Raw genomic sequence first — 14,350 nt, 5'->3', positions numbered from 1 at the left:
ACCGCCTGGGAAACTGAGCTGTCCACCACGAGTTCCAGACCCTACAGGGCGGTGCTGTCGATGGCACTTACGCCGTGGCGGCGGGGCACTTCCGACGGCGGCCCGAGCGGGCGGGCGTCCATCCCGCTTACGCCGATCCGTCGCCTCCGGCGGGGATGGGGAATGATGGGCGAATGTCGACACTTCGCGCCGAATGCCGCGCCGAGCAGCGTGTTAGAGTTCACGGCGGCTCGGGCTCCGGTTTCCGGTGTGGAGTTCCGGCGCACTCCGTCATCGAAAGTACATTCAGCTGATGCCGATTCCGTCCGCCCGCACCTACGCGAGCGACCCCAGCGTGACCTCCGGCGAGCGCCCGGCGCGGGTGCACGCGGTCTCCGTCGTGGTGCCCGTGTACCGCGGTGAGGACACCATCGCCTCGCTGGTCAGTGAACTGGACAAGCTCGGCGAGCCGGTGACCACGCCGCGCGGCGCGAGCTTCCGGGTCGAGGAGATCGTGCTGGTGCACGATCACGGCCCCGACCGCTCCGATGTGGTGCTGCGCGAACTCGCCGAGACCTACCCGCAGGTGCGGGTGGTGTGGCTGAGCCGTAACTACGGTCAGGACGCCGCCACCATCGCGGGCATGGCCGCCGCCCAGGGCGACTGGACGGTCACCATGGACGAGGACGGTCAGCACGATCCGGCGTTCATCGCCGACTTCCTCGACGCCGCCCTCACCGAGCGCGCCGATCTGGTCTACTCCAAGCCGGTCAACACCCGCCCGCACGGCTTCCTGCGCAACATCACCTCGCGCGGGGCGAAGTTGGTGCTGGCCACCCTGTTCGCCTTCCCCGACTCGACCCGCTTCGAGAGCTACCGGCTGATCCGCGGCGACATCGCGCGGCAGCTGGCCCGGGTGGCCTCCAACGGCGTCTACCTGGACGTGGCGCTCACCTGGGTGGTGGGCGAGGTGGCGCAGGTGCCGGTGCAGCTGCGCGCCGAGGGCCGCGACGAGTCCGGCTACAACTACCGCCGGCTGTTCTCGCTGTTCTGGAAGATGGTGCTGTGCAGCGGAACCCGCGGCCTGCGCCTGGTCAGCATGCTGGGCGTGACGCTCGCGCTGGGCGGGCTCGGCATGGCGGGCTGGGTGGTCTACCACGCGCTCACCAACAGCGGCCGGGACCCGGAGGGCTGGGCGTCGCTGATGACGGTGCTGCTGCTGTGTTCGGGCGCGGTGCTGTTCTCGCTGGGCCTGATCGCCGAATACCTCGGGGTGGCACTGCATGTGCTGGTCGGTAAGCCCCTGTATCTGACGGTGGATTCGCCGACGCCGCGCCCGGAGCAGGGCGTGGGCGCCGGAATCCGCCACACCGCAACTCGTTTCGACGGTATCGAGGGGGATCCCCGCGCGTGAGCAGTGACCGCATCATCTTCAGCCGCCCGTTCCGCGCCGCGCGCGAGCTGCCGAATGTGGAGGCCGTGCTGACGTCGGATCACAGCCACGGCGACGGTCCGTTCACCGCCGCGGCGACCGCGAAGCTGCGCGACATCACCGGCGCGCCGCACGCGCTGCTGACCACGTCCTGTACGCACGCGCTCGAAATGGCCGGGCTGCTGCTGGAACTCGGGCCCGAGGACGAGGTGATCGTGCCGAGCTTCGCGTTCACCTCGACCGCCACCTCGATGGCGTTGCGCGGCTCCACCGTGGTGTTCGCCGACATCGATCTCGCGACCGGCAGTCTGGACCCGGAGTCGGTGGCCGCGGCGGTCACGCCGCGCACCAAGGCCGTGGTGGTCATCCACTACGGCGGTGTGGCCGCGGACATGGAAGGGCTGCAACGGCTGGCGGACGCGCACGGCTTCGCCATCATCGAGGACAACGCGCACGGTCTGGGCGGTTCCTACCGCGGCCGTCCGCTGGGCAGCATCGGCACGGTCGGCGCGCTGTCGTTCCACGACACCAAGAACGTGCACTGCGGTGAGGGCGGCGCGGTGCTGCTCACCGACGAGATCCTCATGGCGCGCGCGGAGATCATTCGCGAGAAGGGCACCGACCGGGCGCGGTTCCTGCGCGGCGCGGTGGACAAGTACTCGTGGCAGGACATCGGATCCTCGTATCTGCCCAGCGAATTGAACGCGGCGGTGCTGGACGCGCAGCTGGCGGAGTTCGACACCATCCAGCGCAACCGGCACCGGGTGTGGGACCACTACGCGGCGACGCTGCCGGACTGGGCCGCCCGCAACGACATTCGGCTGATGTCGGTGCCGTCGGACCGGGAGCACACGGCGCACCTGTACTACCTGCGGGTCCCGACGGAGGACCGCCGGGACGCGCTCATCGCGCATCTGTCGGGTCTGGGCATCGTGGCCCCGTTCCACTACGTGCCCCTGGACTCCTCCCCCGCTGGTTTGAAGCTGGGCCGCACGCCGAACCCGTGTGTGCGCAGCGCCGAGTTCTCGGCCACCCTGGTCCGGCTGCCGCTGTGGCCGGGGCTCACCGAGGCACAGCTGACCCGGGTCGTCGAGGGCGTCACGAGCTTCGCCGTCTAGCGCCCGGCAGCGACCGGAATCGGCTATCTGGTACCGGAAGTCACATCCCCAACCTGGGCGTATGACCAACTCTGAACCGAAAACTTTGTGAGAGAATTTTTCTCGAAATCGCTCACAGGAAGTGTGGAGCAGATACCTTTCACATCCAGTCGGCGCGTCTGGCCGACAGGATTGAGAGGTAAACCTATGGGCAAGATGCAGCGAGCCGGTTACGGTGCGGGCGCGTTCGGCGCCATGGCGGCTGTCGCGGTTTTGGCGGCGCCGTCCGCCAGCGCCGTCATCAACAATGTGGTCGTGGCGAGCACCAACCCGGTGGTCGGTTGCTCCTACCTGGTCACGGCGAACACTTCGCTGCTGGGCAGCGTCTTCACCGTCACCTTCCTCGACAACGGCGTCGAGTTCGGCAAGTCCAGCGTCGTCCTGGCCGCGAACCAGGCCACCATCAACTGGACCCCGAAGAGCGCCGGCAAGCACACGATCACCGCCAAGCAGGAGCTGATCAGCAGCCAGTCGGTCGACGTCACCGTCTCCGAGCAGAGCATCGTGTCGAAGCTGCTCGGCACCGGCAGCGCCTCCTGCACCTCGCAGAGCAGCCTGAGCGCGCAGTAGCCCGCCGCATCGGCTCGACGCCCCCGGAGACTCCTTCCTCCGGGGGCGTTCGCTGTTTCCCGGGGTCACTCCCGCAGGCGGGCACGTACTTCGGCGGCAAGCGTGGCGGCGGAGTCGCGCAGGGCCTCGATCATGGGGTGATCGGGGGCGGTGGTGTCCCGGCGGTAGGCGAGGACCGTCGCGCGGCGGGCGGCCGGATCATCGATGCGGACCACGGAAATCCGTGCGGGCAGCCCGGATACGACGAGCCCCGGAACCACGGTGACGCCCAGGCCGGCCGCGACCAGACCCAGTTTGGCGACCCAGTCCCGGGCGGTGTGCGCGACGCGGGGCTGCCAGGAGGACCCTGACCACGCACCCAGCAATGTATCGCCGGGGTCCGAGCTACCGGTGATCCACGCTTCGGCGCGCAGCTCGGCGATCGGGACACTGGCCCGGCCCGCCAGGCGGTGAGCGCCGTGGACGGCGATGAACAGTGAATCGTCCAGCAGCGGTTCGACGTCCAGGTCTTCGGGAAGGTCCGGATGACCCGACAACACGGCCAGATCGATGCGCCCCTTGCCGAGAGCGTTCGACAGCGCGGGCGTGGTGCCTTCGCGTAGGTGTACGCGCACACCGGGATGACGGGCGGCGACCGCGGCGATGGCGCCGGGAACGAGGGCGGCCATGGCGGTGGAGAACGCCCCCACCCGTATCCGTCCGGTGGGCAGCGGGTTGCGCAGTTCGTCCCCGGCGGCGGCGAGCGCGTCGAGCACGGTGTCGGCGTGGCGCAGGACTATCCGGCCCGCGTCGGTCGGGTGCACGCCGCGGGCCCGCCGTTCGAACAGAGGAACTCCCGCCACCTGCTCCATGAGCGTGATCTGCCGCGAGACCGCCGACTGGGTGTAACCCAGCCGTTCGGCGGCGCGCGTGAAGGACCCCGATCGCGCGGCCTCACGGACCACCCGCAAGCCGGTCACCGTGAACTCACCCATGCGGTCCAGTCATACCTGACATGCGAGATCCTCGCTGGTCGCATGCCCGCGCGGGCCGTAGTTTCCAGACATGAGCACGCTGGAGAACAAGGAAACGATTCGCGCCGTCTTCGCGGAGATGGCGAACGGCAACGGCCGCGCCCTGACCGACGCCATGGCCGACGAATGCCGCTGGGTCTTCCCCGGCGTCTGGTCGTGGGCCGCGGTGTGGGAGCCGAAATCCGCTGTGGTGCAGGGTCTGCTGCGCCCCTTGATGGCGCAGTTCGCGGGCGACTACCGCATGGTGGCCGACAGTATTCTCACCGACGGGGACCGGGTGGTGGTGCAGGCGCATGCCACCGGCACCACCCTCGCGGGCGAGCCCTACCCGCAAACCTATTGCCTGGTCATGCGGTTGGCGGGCGGGCGGATCATCGAGATCGTCGAACACTGCGACACCGCCCTCGTCGAACGGGTCCTGACGCCGCTCGTGCGGTAACGATCGGCGAATCTCGTTACGGTTCGCGGAGATCGGAGTGACTACGCCCTGAACCGAAGAAAGCGCCCCGGCACGGATGCCGGGGCGCTTTTCCAGAAATCGATCAGGCGAACAGGCGCGACGCCAGTTCCGGGGTGAGCACCTCGTAGGCGTCGGTGGTGCGGTTGTACCACCAGGTGCGGTCGTCGGGCTCGGCCCGGCCCGCGGCCTGCACCGCCCGGGTGGAAGGCCGGAAGGTGGAGCTGCGAGGAATGTCGTCGACCACGTAGACGATGTCGGGCCGCTGCTCCGGAGCCAGGGCCCGGACCGCCTCGGTGACATCCTTGGGGGCCAGGCTGAAGCCCTGGCGGACGCTCACCGCGGCCACCGCCAGCACCCGGTCGCGCGCCGGGATGGCGAAGGCCACCTCCATGTCGACCGCGGTGATGTCGTTGAGGACGTCCACGATCGGCTGGGTGTAGACCGGACCGCGCGGCGTCGGGATCACCGTGTCGCGGCGGTCCATCAGCCAGTAGTCGCCGTCGCTGTCGCGGCGGAAGAGGTTCTCGGTCGGCATCCAGGCGTCGCCGGGGGTGAACACCCCGCGCAGGCCGCCCGCGGACAGGTCGACGGTGTCGGTCACCGTGCCGATCAGCAGGCCCACCTCGTTGTCGGCGCAGCGCCGGGCGAAGCCGCTGTCCTCGGTGAGGATCTCGTCGGTCAGCGGGTCGTAGGCGATGAGTTCCACCTTCGCGGTGCCCGGCACCGGACGGCCCTTGGAACCGATCTTCGCGCCGGCCACATTGGCCAGCACCACGTCGCCCTCGATGGAGGCGTAGAACTCGACCACCTTGGCGGGGGTGAAGCGTTCCTCGGTGCGCCGCCACAGGCCCGCAGGCATGCCCGAGCCGATGAACAGGCGGATCGGGTGCGGGTGCCCGGCGACGAAGGTGTCGGTGTCGAGGATGTCGCGCAGCATGGTCCAGGTGTAGGTGACCACGGTGACGCCGTAGCGGTGCACCTCCTCCGCGAACCGGGCGGGCTCGAGCGAGCGGGCCAGCGCGATCCGGCTGCCACCGGCGACCGCGCCGCCCAGACTCACCAGCAATCCGGACGAATGATGCAGCGGCGCAAGGCAGTACACGGTGTCGTGCCGGCCCAGGTTGGCGGCCGAGGCGGTGCCGAAGGCCGACAGCGCCCAGCGGTGGTTGGTCACGTACTTGACGTCGAACTTGTCACCGGTGCCGGTGACCAGGATGAAGGCCAGCTCCCGGGCCAGGCCCGGATTCGGGCGGTACCAGGCGGGCAGCTCCACCTTGTCGGGGTCGATCTGCTCCATGTCGATCACGTCGGCGCCCACCGGGACGTCCAGTTCGCGGGCGTCGCCGCCGCCCAGCACCAGCACCCGGTGCCCGGTGGCCGCGGCGCTGGCCAGGTTCTCCGGATCGGCGAGGATCAGCTTGGTCCCGGTCAGCTCGGCGATCTTGGACAGTTCACTGCCCGGCGCGAGCAGCACCGCGACCGCGCCCAGGCGCGAGAGCGCGGCGATGGCGGCCAGCGCGCTGGGCCGGGTCTCCATGACCACGCCGACCCGGGTCGCGGGACGCACGCCGACCGAGATCAGCCCGCGCACCACATTGTCGATGCGCTGGTTGACCGCTTCCTGGGTGTGCACACGGTCGTCGAACAGGAACAGGTCCCGGCCCGGCGCGCGAGTCGCCTGCTCGGCGAGCAGACGGCCCAGCGAGATCCGGGTGTGCGGCTGGATCATGCCCAGCCGGGTCAGCCGGGGCAGCGCCCGGGCGGCCTCGCTGGTCAGCTCGACGGTGCCGCGCAGGGTCTGCCCGGCCACGCCCTCGATGGTCTTGCCGACGCTGGTCCCGGCCTCGGCCAGGGTGCCCAGGGCGTGCACCACCCGGGTCAGACCGGTGCGCGGGCCGCCGCGGACCACCTCGGTGCTCATTCGCTCGACCTGCTCGGGCAGGACGCCGCGGCCGCTGACGTGGTTGACCCAGTCGCGGACCACGGGCCAGGTCTGCTTGGTGGCGGTGGATCCCGACACCAGTCCGAAGTGCCCGGCCACGATGCTGGTCTCGTACACCTCGGCGTTCGGGGCGGCGCGCACGATGCCGCGCACGGCGGCGGGCTGGCCGATGTCGTCGACCTCGCCGACGAAGGCCAGGATCGGGCACTTGATCTCGGCCAGCGAGATGAGCTGGTCGCGGATCACGAAGCCGCCCAGCATCATTCGATTGTGCTTGACGAACTGCTGCAGCAGGTCGGTGAGCGCCGGGCCGGGATAACCGAGCCAGCCGTCGACCTCGAGGAAGCGGCGCTGGCGCTCCTTGGGCAGCAGCGCCTCACGGTTGTGCAGCTGGCGCAGGAAGTCCAGCCGGGCGCGCACCGTCTTGACCGGGTCCAGGGCCTGGAAGCCCAGGCGCACCATGGAATCGGTGATGGGCAGCCGGTTCAGCACGTGGTCGGTGAGGAAGTCCGCGGCGTCGGCGGCCAGCCCGTGCGGCAGGCCGAACGGCATGCCGGCCACGGCGTCGACCGGGCTGCCGAAGGTCACGATGGACTCGATGCCCTTGCCGTAGCGGTAGGCCGCGGTCTGATACGCGAACATGCCGCCCTGCGAGTAGCCCATGAGATGGACGGCGCGCCCGGTGATCTCGGTGACCGTGTCGATGGCGCTCGAGACCGCCAGCACGTGGTCGGCGAGGTCGCGGTCCCAGCCACCCTCCTCGGTGGCGGGCGAGCCGAAATCGACCACCCAGCAGTCGATTCCGCCCTGGTGCAGAATGCCGACCGCCCCATCGGCGGCATTCACGTCCCAGATCTCGGCGGTCACCATGATGGGCGGCACCAGCACCACCACGGGGCGCTCGGCCCCGGTGTCATCGGGGAAGTAGTGCCGCAGGCGGTACATCCGCTTCCGCTCCACCACTTCGTACGGTGACGATTCGATGTCGTGAACCAGCCCCCCGAACCGGATCACCTCCAGGCCGTTCTGCGCGGTCGCTACCAATCGCTCGATCGGACCCACGACGGACCTCGTATTGAATTTCACGGCTTCTCTCCCAGACATTTCCTGGCCTTGACCAGCGTCACCCGCCCCGACGCGTCCCGATGAGCTTGCCATACCCCCAGCCTACTGCGCTGGCGCTGTGACCAGCACCATGCGAGCTAATCGTGGCTAACCAAACCGGGCGTTCGGGGTTTACGGGATACAGCAACATTCCAGGCATCATGTTTTGCCTTTTCGGTCCGCCGCACCCAAGCGACCTCTACCATCGGTATCGCTGGAACGCAGTGTCGCGCTTGTCAATTCACTCACTTGTCTAATTTCTGCAGGCCTTTTCCCGGCCTGCCGCTCTGCCGTGGACTCCACCGCTCTATGACCGCGGTGGCCCTTCGAGGTGAGGACCGCAGCATGACCATCGAATTGCCCATCGAGCTCACTAACGGCCAACGCAAGTCCCTCAGCACCGCCGCGGCCAGCCAGCTGGCCCACACCACCAAATCCGAACCGCAGATGCAGGGCATCAGCTCCCGCTGGCTGACCCGCTCCCTGCCGTGGACCCAGGTGAAGGGCGGTGTCTACCGGGTCAACCGCCGCCTCACCCACACCGTCGGCAACGGCGAGGTGGAGTACATCATCAACGGCCCGCACGCCCGGGTCATCCCGCTCGAGCTGCAGGAGCTGCCGCAGCTGCGCGGCTTCGACGACGAAGAGGTGCTGGCCGCCGTGGCCGGGCGCTTCGAACAGCGGGATCTGCCCGCCGGCACCGTGGTCGCCGAATTCGGCAACCCCATGGACCAGGTGCTGCTCATCGTGCACGGCAAGCTCTCCAAGATCGGCGCCGGCGAGTACGGCGAGACCACCAAGCTCGGCATGCTCGGCGGCGGCGACTTCTTCGGCGACGAGACCCTCACCAGCGGCGACGCCATCTGGCCGGTCACCATCAAGACGGTCACCCCGACCACCATGCTGGTGCTGGCCCGCTCCACCGTCGAGCAGCTCACCGAGAACATTCCGGCACTGGCGGAACACCTTTCCGCCGTGGCCACCGCGCCCGCGCTGCCGCAGAACAAGTACGGCGAGGCCGAGATCCTCATCTCCTCCGGCCATTCCGGGGAGCCGATGCTCGAGGGCACCTACGTCGACTACGACGACCAGCCCCGCCAGTACGAGCTGAGCCTGGGCCAGTCGGTGCTGCGCGTGCACACCCGCGTCGCCGACCTGTTCAACGATCCGATGGATCAGATCGAACAGCAGCTGCGCCTGACCACCGAGGCCCTCTACGAGCGCCGCGAATACGACCTGGTCAACAACCCGGACTTCGGTCTGCTCAACAACTGTGACCTCAAGCAGCGCATCTACACCGAATCCGGTGCGCCCACCCCGGACGACATGGACGACCTGCTGTCCATGCGCCGCAGCACCAAGCTGTTCCTGGCCCACCCCAAGGCGATCGCCGCGTTCGGCCGCGAATGTTCCAAGCGCGGACTGTATCCGGACCCGGTGGAGGTCGACGGCCATCGCGTGCCGGCCTGGCGCGGCGTGCCGATCTTCCCGTGCGGCAAGATCCCGGTCTCCGACACCCAGACCACGTCCATCCTCGCCATGCGGACCGGCGAGAAGGATCAGGGCGTGATCGGCTTGCACCAGACCGGAATTCCGGACGAGTACGAGCCCAGCCTGAACGTGCGATTCAAGGGCATCGACGATCAGTCGATCATCTCCTACCTGGTCAGCTGCTACTACTCGGCCGCCGTCCTGGTCCCCGACGCGCTCGGCATTCTCGACAATGTGCTGGTCGCCCGTCAGTCCGACTGAGCGAGGTGTCCACCCATGTCGGTGCTCTCCCGCGCCGCGGCCCCGCCTGCCACCCATGAGGTGGCGGCGGCCGTCGCCGCTCTGCTGACCAATCTCGACACCACCGCACCCGAGACCCTGTTCGCCGCCGCCGAAGCCGCGGCGGCCCAGGGTGATCGATCCCTCGGCCTCGCCGATCCCGGCCTCGGCACGCCCGAGGAGCTCTCCCCCCGACGGCTGCTCGGCCCCTCGGGCCTCGGGGCCCCGAGTCTCCGCGTGAACCTACCCACCCCCCAGGTGATCACGGAGCTCGCGGGACAGGCATCGCGTCCGCCGTCGCCTGCCGGCGGCGCGGTGCCGACGCCGCGGCCGCCGATCTCCCCGGCCCGGCCACGGGGTCCCATCCCCCGGTCCCTGGGTTCCGGGCGGATTCCCGCTCCGCCCGCCGAACCGGTCACCCCGGTCTCCGGTGCGGCGCCGAATTCGGTTGAGCCCCGCCGGTTCTCGCACGGACCGACCGGTATCGGGACAGCCTCCACCCATCGGGGCCAGCCGCGCGGGTCGATGATTCCCACGCTCTACTGTCCGCCGCCGGTGCGGGACAACCCCGCGCTCGCGGAGGCGGTGAACGTCGGAATCATCGCGTGGGCCGAGGAGATCGGGCTCTACGAGGGCCGGCTCGACGAACTCCGCAAGGCCGACTTCGGCCGGTTGATCATGCTCGCGCATCCGGACTGCGACGATGCGGACCGATTGCTGGCCGTCGCCAAATGCGCGGTCTCGGAGTGGTCGGTCGACGACTACTACTGCGAGGAGGACGCCAGCGACATCGCACCGGACGGCAGCAAGTCCAGTGCGGAGGCCGAGCTGGGGCCCCGGCTCGAATTGGCCGCCGCCGCCATGGATCCCGTGCACCTGCCACCCCGCTACCAGGTCAAGGTGGAGGAGGCGATGCGCGCCGATCCCATCCTGCGTGCCTTCCGCACCTCCTTCGAGCACCTGTCGCGGTTCGCGACCCCGGCCCAGGTGGCCCGGTTGCGCACCGAGATCGCGGGCTGGTTCATCGCGCTCGGCGCCGAGGCGGGCTGGCGGGCGGCCGGCCGGATGCCGCCGGTGTGGGAATACCTGCTGAACCGGCAACCGCACAGCTTCCTGCCCTGCATGGCCCCGCTGGACGCGGTCGGCGGGTACGAGCTGCCCGCCGCGGAGTACTCCGATCCACGGGTGCGGCGGGTGGTCACCACCGCCGCGCTGGCCAGCCAGATGGTCAACGACCTCTACTCGATGGCCCGCGAGGACCTCTCGGGCGGACGGGAATTCAACCTCCCGACCGTGCTGGCCGCCGAGGAGAACTGCTCGCGCCGCGAGGCCGTGCGGCGCACCGCCGAGGTCCACGACGAACTGGTGCACCGCTTCGAGGCCGAGGCGGGTGCGCTCGCCGCCACCGGATCCCCGGAGCTGCGCCGCTTCCTGACCGGGCTGTGGTCCTGGATGGGCGGCAACCGCGCCTGGCACGCGGACAGTCGCCGCTACAACGACAATCCCTGAGCCGCTTCGCATTTCACGCGATCGGTGTTCCCGTCCCGCACCGGTGTGTTCGTTCGCGCAGTACTTCCAGCGTCAATCACCCATTTCGAGAGGATGACCTGCCATGACCGCGCTTCACCCCCAGACCGACGCCGTCCTGAAGACCGAGTACCAGAAATCGGTCGCGTCGTACTGGAACAACAACCCCAACGACGACCGGGTCAACACCAAACTCGGCGAGGTGGACGGGCTCTATCACCACCACTACGGCATCGGCGCACCCGATCTGTCGGTTCTCGAGGGTCCGGAGGAGACCCGCCAGGAACGTCTGGTCAAGGAGCTGCACCGGCTCGAGACGGCCCAGGCCGACGTACTGCTCGACCAGCTCGGCGACGTCCGCCCCGGCGACGCGCTGATGGACGGCGGGTCCGGTCGCGGCGGCACCAGCTTCATGGCCAACCAGCGCTTCGGCTGCCGGATGGACGGCGTCACCATCTCCGAGTACCAGGTGGGCTTCGCCAACGACCAGGCCCGCGAGCGCGGCGTCTCGGACAAGGTGCAGTTCCACTTCAAGAACATGCTCGACACCGGGTTCGAGACCGGCTCCAAGCGCGGCATCTGGACCAACGAGACCACCATGTACGTGGACCTGTTCGAGCTGTTCGCCGAGTTCTCCCGGCTGCTCGAGCCGGGCGGGCGCTACGTCTGCATCACCGGCTGCTCCAATGACGTGTTCGGCGCCCGCTCCTCCTCGGTGAGCTGGATCGACGCCCACTACGGCTGCAACATCCACCCGCGCAGCCAGTACTTCAAGGCGCTGGCGGCCAACAACCTGGTGCCGGTCGCGGTCCGGGACCTCACCCCGGACACCATCCCGTACTGGGAGCTGCGCACCCACTCCGAGCTGGCGACCGGAGTCGAGAAACCCTTCCTGACCTCGTACAAGGAGGGCAGCTTCCAGTACCTGATGATCGTCGCCGATAAGGTGGGCAGGTGACCGGCACCCTTGACGCATCCGGCACCACCCCGGTGGCGGATTCCGACGCCACCCCGGTGGCCGACCGTGAGACCCTGCTCGTCGAACTCGTCGACGAGCAGGGCCACGCGCGCGGATCACTGTCGGTGGCGGCGGCGCACACGGCGCCCGGACAGCTGCATCGAGCGTTCTCGGTGCTGCTGTTCGACGCCGGTGGGCGGGTGCTGTTGCAGCAGCGGGCCGCGGTGAAGACCCGCTTCCCGCTGCTGTGGACCAATACCTGCTGCGGACATCCCGAGCCCGGGCAGCCGGTGCTGGAGGCGGCGGCCAAGCGGCTGCACGAGGAGCTCGGCGTCACCGCGGAACTGTCCGAGGTGGGCGCGTTCACCTACCAGGCCACCGACCCGAACACCGGCCGCGTCGAATTCGAATACGACCACGTCGTGATCGGACGGCTGGACGAGACCGTCCCGCACCCGAATCCGGACGAGGTGGCCGATACCGCGTGGATCCGGCCGGACACCCTGGCCGAGGATGTGGCGAACGAGCCCGCCCGCTACACCCCCTGGCTGAGCGGCGTCCTGGAGGTCATCGCCGCGCGCCGCTAGGCGCAGCGCCCGACGGAAGCGCCGGCGGTCGGCCGGAACGGCGGCCCATCCGGCCGATCGCGGCGGGTCCGGTCAGGCCATGGCGGGCTGCTGCTCCGCGTCGCGCAGCCAGTCGTTCGGCGCGAAGAGCTCGAAATGGACTTGGTCCGAAGGGATTCCGGCAGCCGCGAGCTGGGCGCGCACATGCTGCAGGAAACCGGTGCCACCGCACAGGTAGTAGTCCGCACCCTCGGGGAGCTCGACCTGGGTGACATCCAGCAGACCGTGATCGTCGGCCTCGTACCAGGCGCGGACGTACACGTCCGACAGGCGGCGGGACAGCTCGGCGACCGTCTCACGCAGCGGGTGCGAGGTGCTGGAGCGGTCGGCGTGCAGGACGACCGTTCTGCGCGTGGGGGTTTCAGCCGCCAGGTATTCCAGGATTCCGGCCATCGGGGTGACACCGATGCCCGCGGAGATCAGCACGACGGGCGTGGCGGCCTCGGTGTCGATGGTGAGATCACCGAAAGGAAGGGTGATCTCGAGGGTGTCGCCGGGCTGGATGTTGTCGTGCAGCCAGTTCGACACCTCACCGGCGGGCACATCCGAGTCCGCGGGCACCGCGCGCACTGTGAAGGCCAGGCGGCCGTCGCCGCCTCGGTTGACGAGGCTGTACTGGCGCAGCTGGCGCGCGCCGTCGGGCAGCCGGGCGCCGACCGAAATGTACTGTCCGGGTACGAACCCCGGCAGCGGCCGGGTCGGGTCGACGGATTCCACAGCGAAGGTGACCACGCCCGAGGGATCAGTGATGCGCTCCACCACCCGCGTCTGACGGAAGACATCACCGGGCTCGACCCCGGCCTGGTCGTACAACTCGCGTTCGAAGTCGATGAGAGTCTTGGCCATCAGCCAGTACACGCGATCCCACGCGGCCGCGATCTGCGGACTCACCACGTCCGCGCCCAGCACCTCGACGATGGCGGCGAACAGGTGCTCGTGCACGATCCGGTATTCGGGTTCGGTGACGGCGAGCGAGACGTGCTTATGGCCGATGCGGGCCAGCAACTCACGCGGGTGCGGCAGCGCCGGGTCGACCAGGTGGGTGGCGAAGACGGCGATGGAGGCCGCCAGCGCCTTGGACTGCCCGCCCTGCTTCTGATTACCGCGATTGAAGCGGTCGCGCAGCAGTTCCGGATGCGCGGTGAACATCTTGCGGTAGAACAGCTGGGTGATCTGATCGATGTTCGCCGCCACCAGCGGTAGCGTCGCGCGAATCACCTCGGCGTGCTCGGGTTCCAGTTCGGGGACGGTGTTCAGGGTGGAATCCGGCGCGAGCCTCATGAGGTCTCCTAGATTTCGGTGAGTGCGACTGCCGGGAAGACCGGCATGTGCAGCAGTTCCACGGTGCGCTGATCCACCAGATCGGCCAGGACGTACCGATCGAGTTCGGCATAGAAGGCGTTCTGCGCCTTCGCGAGGACTCCCCGCAAACGACACGCATTCGCAATGGGACACGGATTGTCACCGATGCAGTCGACGACTTCGTTATCACATTCCAGCTGTCGCACAATAGTGCCGATGGTAGTTTTTCGGCCGGCATCGGTCAGGAAAATCCCGCCGGTGCGCCCGCGCTGGGACTCGACATAGCCGAGTTCTGCCAGCTTGGAGACGGCCTTGGCAACGTAGTTCTCCGAGGCATTCACCTGCCGCGCAATGAGTTTGACGGTGACGCGCTCGTCGGCCCCACTGCTGACCGCCAGGCGCATGAGCGACCGCAAGCCGAGATCGGTGAACCGGGAGAGCTGCATGAGATCCACCGTACTAATTGCGATTAAGAAAAGCCGAATATTTTGACTGTGCCGTCTAATACGC

General features: G+C 68.7%; 12 protein-coding genes. 8 read left to right on the top strand and 4 right to left on the bottom strand.

Annotated elements, in window-relative coordinates; genetic code table 11:
* Positions 1 to 361: 361 nt before the first annotated feature.
* The 3 genes from ACWEOI_RS28315 (at position 362) to ACWEOI_RS28305 (ending at position 3,138) form a co-directional block, all read left to right on the top strand.
* Positions 362 to 1,393, top strand: coding sequence for a glycosyltransferase (locus ACWEOI_RS28315; RefSeq protein WP_357097148.1), 1,032 nt, complete (start codon positions 362 to 364; stop codon positions 1,391 to 1,393).
* A complete protein-coding gene (gene rffA / locus ACWEOI_RS28310) occupies positions 1,390 to 2,529 on the top strand; it encodes a dTDP-4-amino-4,6-dideoxygalactose transaminase (protein WP_433666604.1) in 1,140 nt (379 codons plus the stop codon). The genes ACWEOI_RS28315 and rffA overlap by 4 nt, the downstream gene beginning before the upstream one ends.
* 186 nt (positions 2,530 to 2,715) lie before the next feature.
* On the top strand, positions 2,716 to 3,138 hold the full coding sequence (locus tag ACWEOI_RS28305; protein WP_452361534.1) for a hypothetical protein: 423 nt from the start codon (positions 2,716 to 2,718) through the stop codon (positions 3,136 to 3,138).
* Positions 3,139 to 3,203: 65 nt separating this feature from the next.
* On the opposite strand, the gene ACWEOI_RS28300 is transcribed toward ACWEOI_RS28305, so the two are convergent.
* On the bottom strand, positions 3,204 to 4,112 hold the full coding sequence (locus ACWEOI_RS28300) for a LysR family transcriptional regulator (RefSeq protein WP_452361533.1): 909 nt from the start codon (positions 4,110 to 4,112) through the stop codon (positions 3,204 to 3,206).
* A gap of 70 nt (positions 4,113 to 4,182) precedes the next feature.
* On the opposite strand from ACWEOI_RS28300, the gene ACWEOI_RS28295 reads away from it, so the two are divergent.
* Entirely contained in the window at positions 4,183 to 4,590 is a 408-nt protein-coding gene (locus tag ACWEOI_RS28295; RefSeq protein ID WP_452361532.1) for a nuclear transport factor 2 family protein, read from the top strand.
* 103 nt (positions 4,591 to 4,693) lie between these two features.
* Here the strand turns inward: ACWEOI_RS28295 and ACWEOI_RS28290 are convergent, their stop codons facing one another.
* Positions 4,694 to 7,657: an AMP-binding protein gene (locus ACWEOI_RS28290; protein ID WP_433666609.1), complete on the bottom strand. Its 2,964-nt coding sequence runs from the start codon at positions 7,655 to 7,657 to the stop codon at positions 4,694 to 4,696.
* 345 nt (positions 7,658 to 8,002) lie between these two features.
* On the opposite strand from ACWEOI_RS28290, the gene ACWEOI_RS28285 reads away from it, so the two are divergent.
* From ACWEOI_RS28285 to idi, 4 genes are all read left to right on the top strand, one after another.
* A complete protein-coding gene (locus tag ACWEOI_RS28285) occupies positions 8,003 to 9,409 on the top strand; it encodes a family 2B encapsulin nanocompartment shell protein (protein WP_433666610.1) in 1,407 nt (468 codons plus the stop codon).
* Positions 9,410 to 9,424: 15 nt separating this feature from the next.
* Positions 9,425 to 10,936 carry a family 2 encapsulin nanocompartment cargo protein terpene cyclase gene (locus ACWEOI_RS28280; RefSeq protein WP_452361531.1) on the top strand — a complete coding sequence of 504 codons (1,512 nt, stop codon included), beginning with the start codon at positions 9,425 to 9,427 and terminating at the stop codon, positions 10,934 to 10,936.
* Positions 10,937 to 11,039: 103 nt separating this feature from the next.
* Positions 11,040 to 11,912, top strand: coding sequence for a geranyl diphosphate 2-C-methyltransferase (locus ACWEOI_RS28275; RefSeq protein ID WP_433666612.1), 873 nt, complete (start codon positions 11,040 to 11,042; stop codon positions 11,910 to 11,912).
* Positions 11,909 to 12,499: an isopentenyl-diphosphate Delta-isomerase gene (gene idi / locus ACWEOI_RS28270; RefSeq protein WP_433666613.1), complete on the top strand. Its 591-nt coding sequence runs from the start codon at positions 11,909 to 11,911 to the stop codon at positions 12,497 to 12,499. Before ACWEOI_RS28275 ends, idi begins: the two co-directional genes overlap by 4 nt.
* A gap of 72 nt (positions 12,500 to 12,571) precedes the next feature.
* Here the strand turns inward: idi and ACWEOI_RS28265 are convergent, their stop codons facing one another.
* A complete protein-coding gene (locus ACWEOI_RS28265) occupies positions 12,572 to 13,819 on the bottom strand; it encodes an FAD-binding oxidoreductase (protein WP_452361530.1) in 1,248 nt (415 codons plus the stop codon).
* A gap of 8 nt (positions 13,820 to 13,827) precedes the next feature.
* Positions 13,828 to 14,286 (bottom strand): Rrf2 family transcriptional regulator, encoded by a 459-nt coding sequence (locus ACWEOI_RS28260; protein WP_433666617.1) that lies wholly within the window; start codon positions 14,284 to 14,286, stop codon positions 13,828 to 13,830.
* Between the last annotated feature and the right edge of the window lie 64 nt (positions 14,287 to 14,350).

Source organism: Nocardia sp. NPDC004340, assembly GCF_053602575.1.
Note: the sequence above shows the minus strand (reverse complement) of the source record. Positions and strands in the feature narration are given on the sequence as shown.

Excerpts from the sequence above, each read along its gene's own strand:
- ACWEOI_RS28285 (WP_433666610.1), top strand. The coding sequence starts at position 8,003 with ATGACCATCGAATTGCCCATCGAGCTCACTAACGGCCAACGCAAGTCC.
- ACWEOI_RS28295 (WP_452361532.1), top strand. The coding sequence starts at position 4,183 with ATGAGCACGCTGGAGAACAAGGAAACGATTCGCGCCGTCTTCGCGGAG.
- ACWEOI_RS28290 (WP_433666609.1), bottom strand. The coding sequence starts at position 7,657 with ATGTCTGGGAGAGAAGCCGTGAAATTCAATACGAGGTCCGTCGTGGGT.
- ACWEOI_RS28260 (WP_433666617.1), bottom strand. The coding sequence starts at position 14,286 with ATGCAGCTCTCCCGGTTCACCGATCTCGGCTTGCGGTCGCTCATGCGC.
- ACWEOI_RS28265 (WP_452361530.1), bottom strand. The coding sequence starts at position 13,819 with ATGAGGCTCGCGCCGGATTCCACCCTGAACACCGTCCCCGAACTGGAA.
- ACWEOI_RS28280 (WP_452361531.1), top strand. The coding sequence starts at position 9,425 with ATGTCGGTGCTCTCCCGCGCCGCGGCCCCGCCTGCCACCCATGAGGTG.
- ACWEOI_RS28275 (WP_433666612.1), top strand. The coding sequence starts at position 11,040 with ATGACCGCGCTTCACCCCCAGACCGACGCCGTCCTGAAGACCGAGTAC.
- ACWEOI_RS28300 (WP_452361533.1), bottom strand. The coding sequence starts at position 4,112 with ATGGGTGAGTTCACGGTGACCGGCTTGCGGGTGGTCCGTGAGGCCGCG.
- ACWEOI_RS28305 (WP_452361534.1), top strand. The coding sequence starts at position 2,716 with ATGGGCAAGATGCAGCGAGCCGGTTACGGTGCGGGCGCGTTCGGCGCC.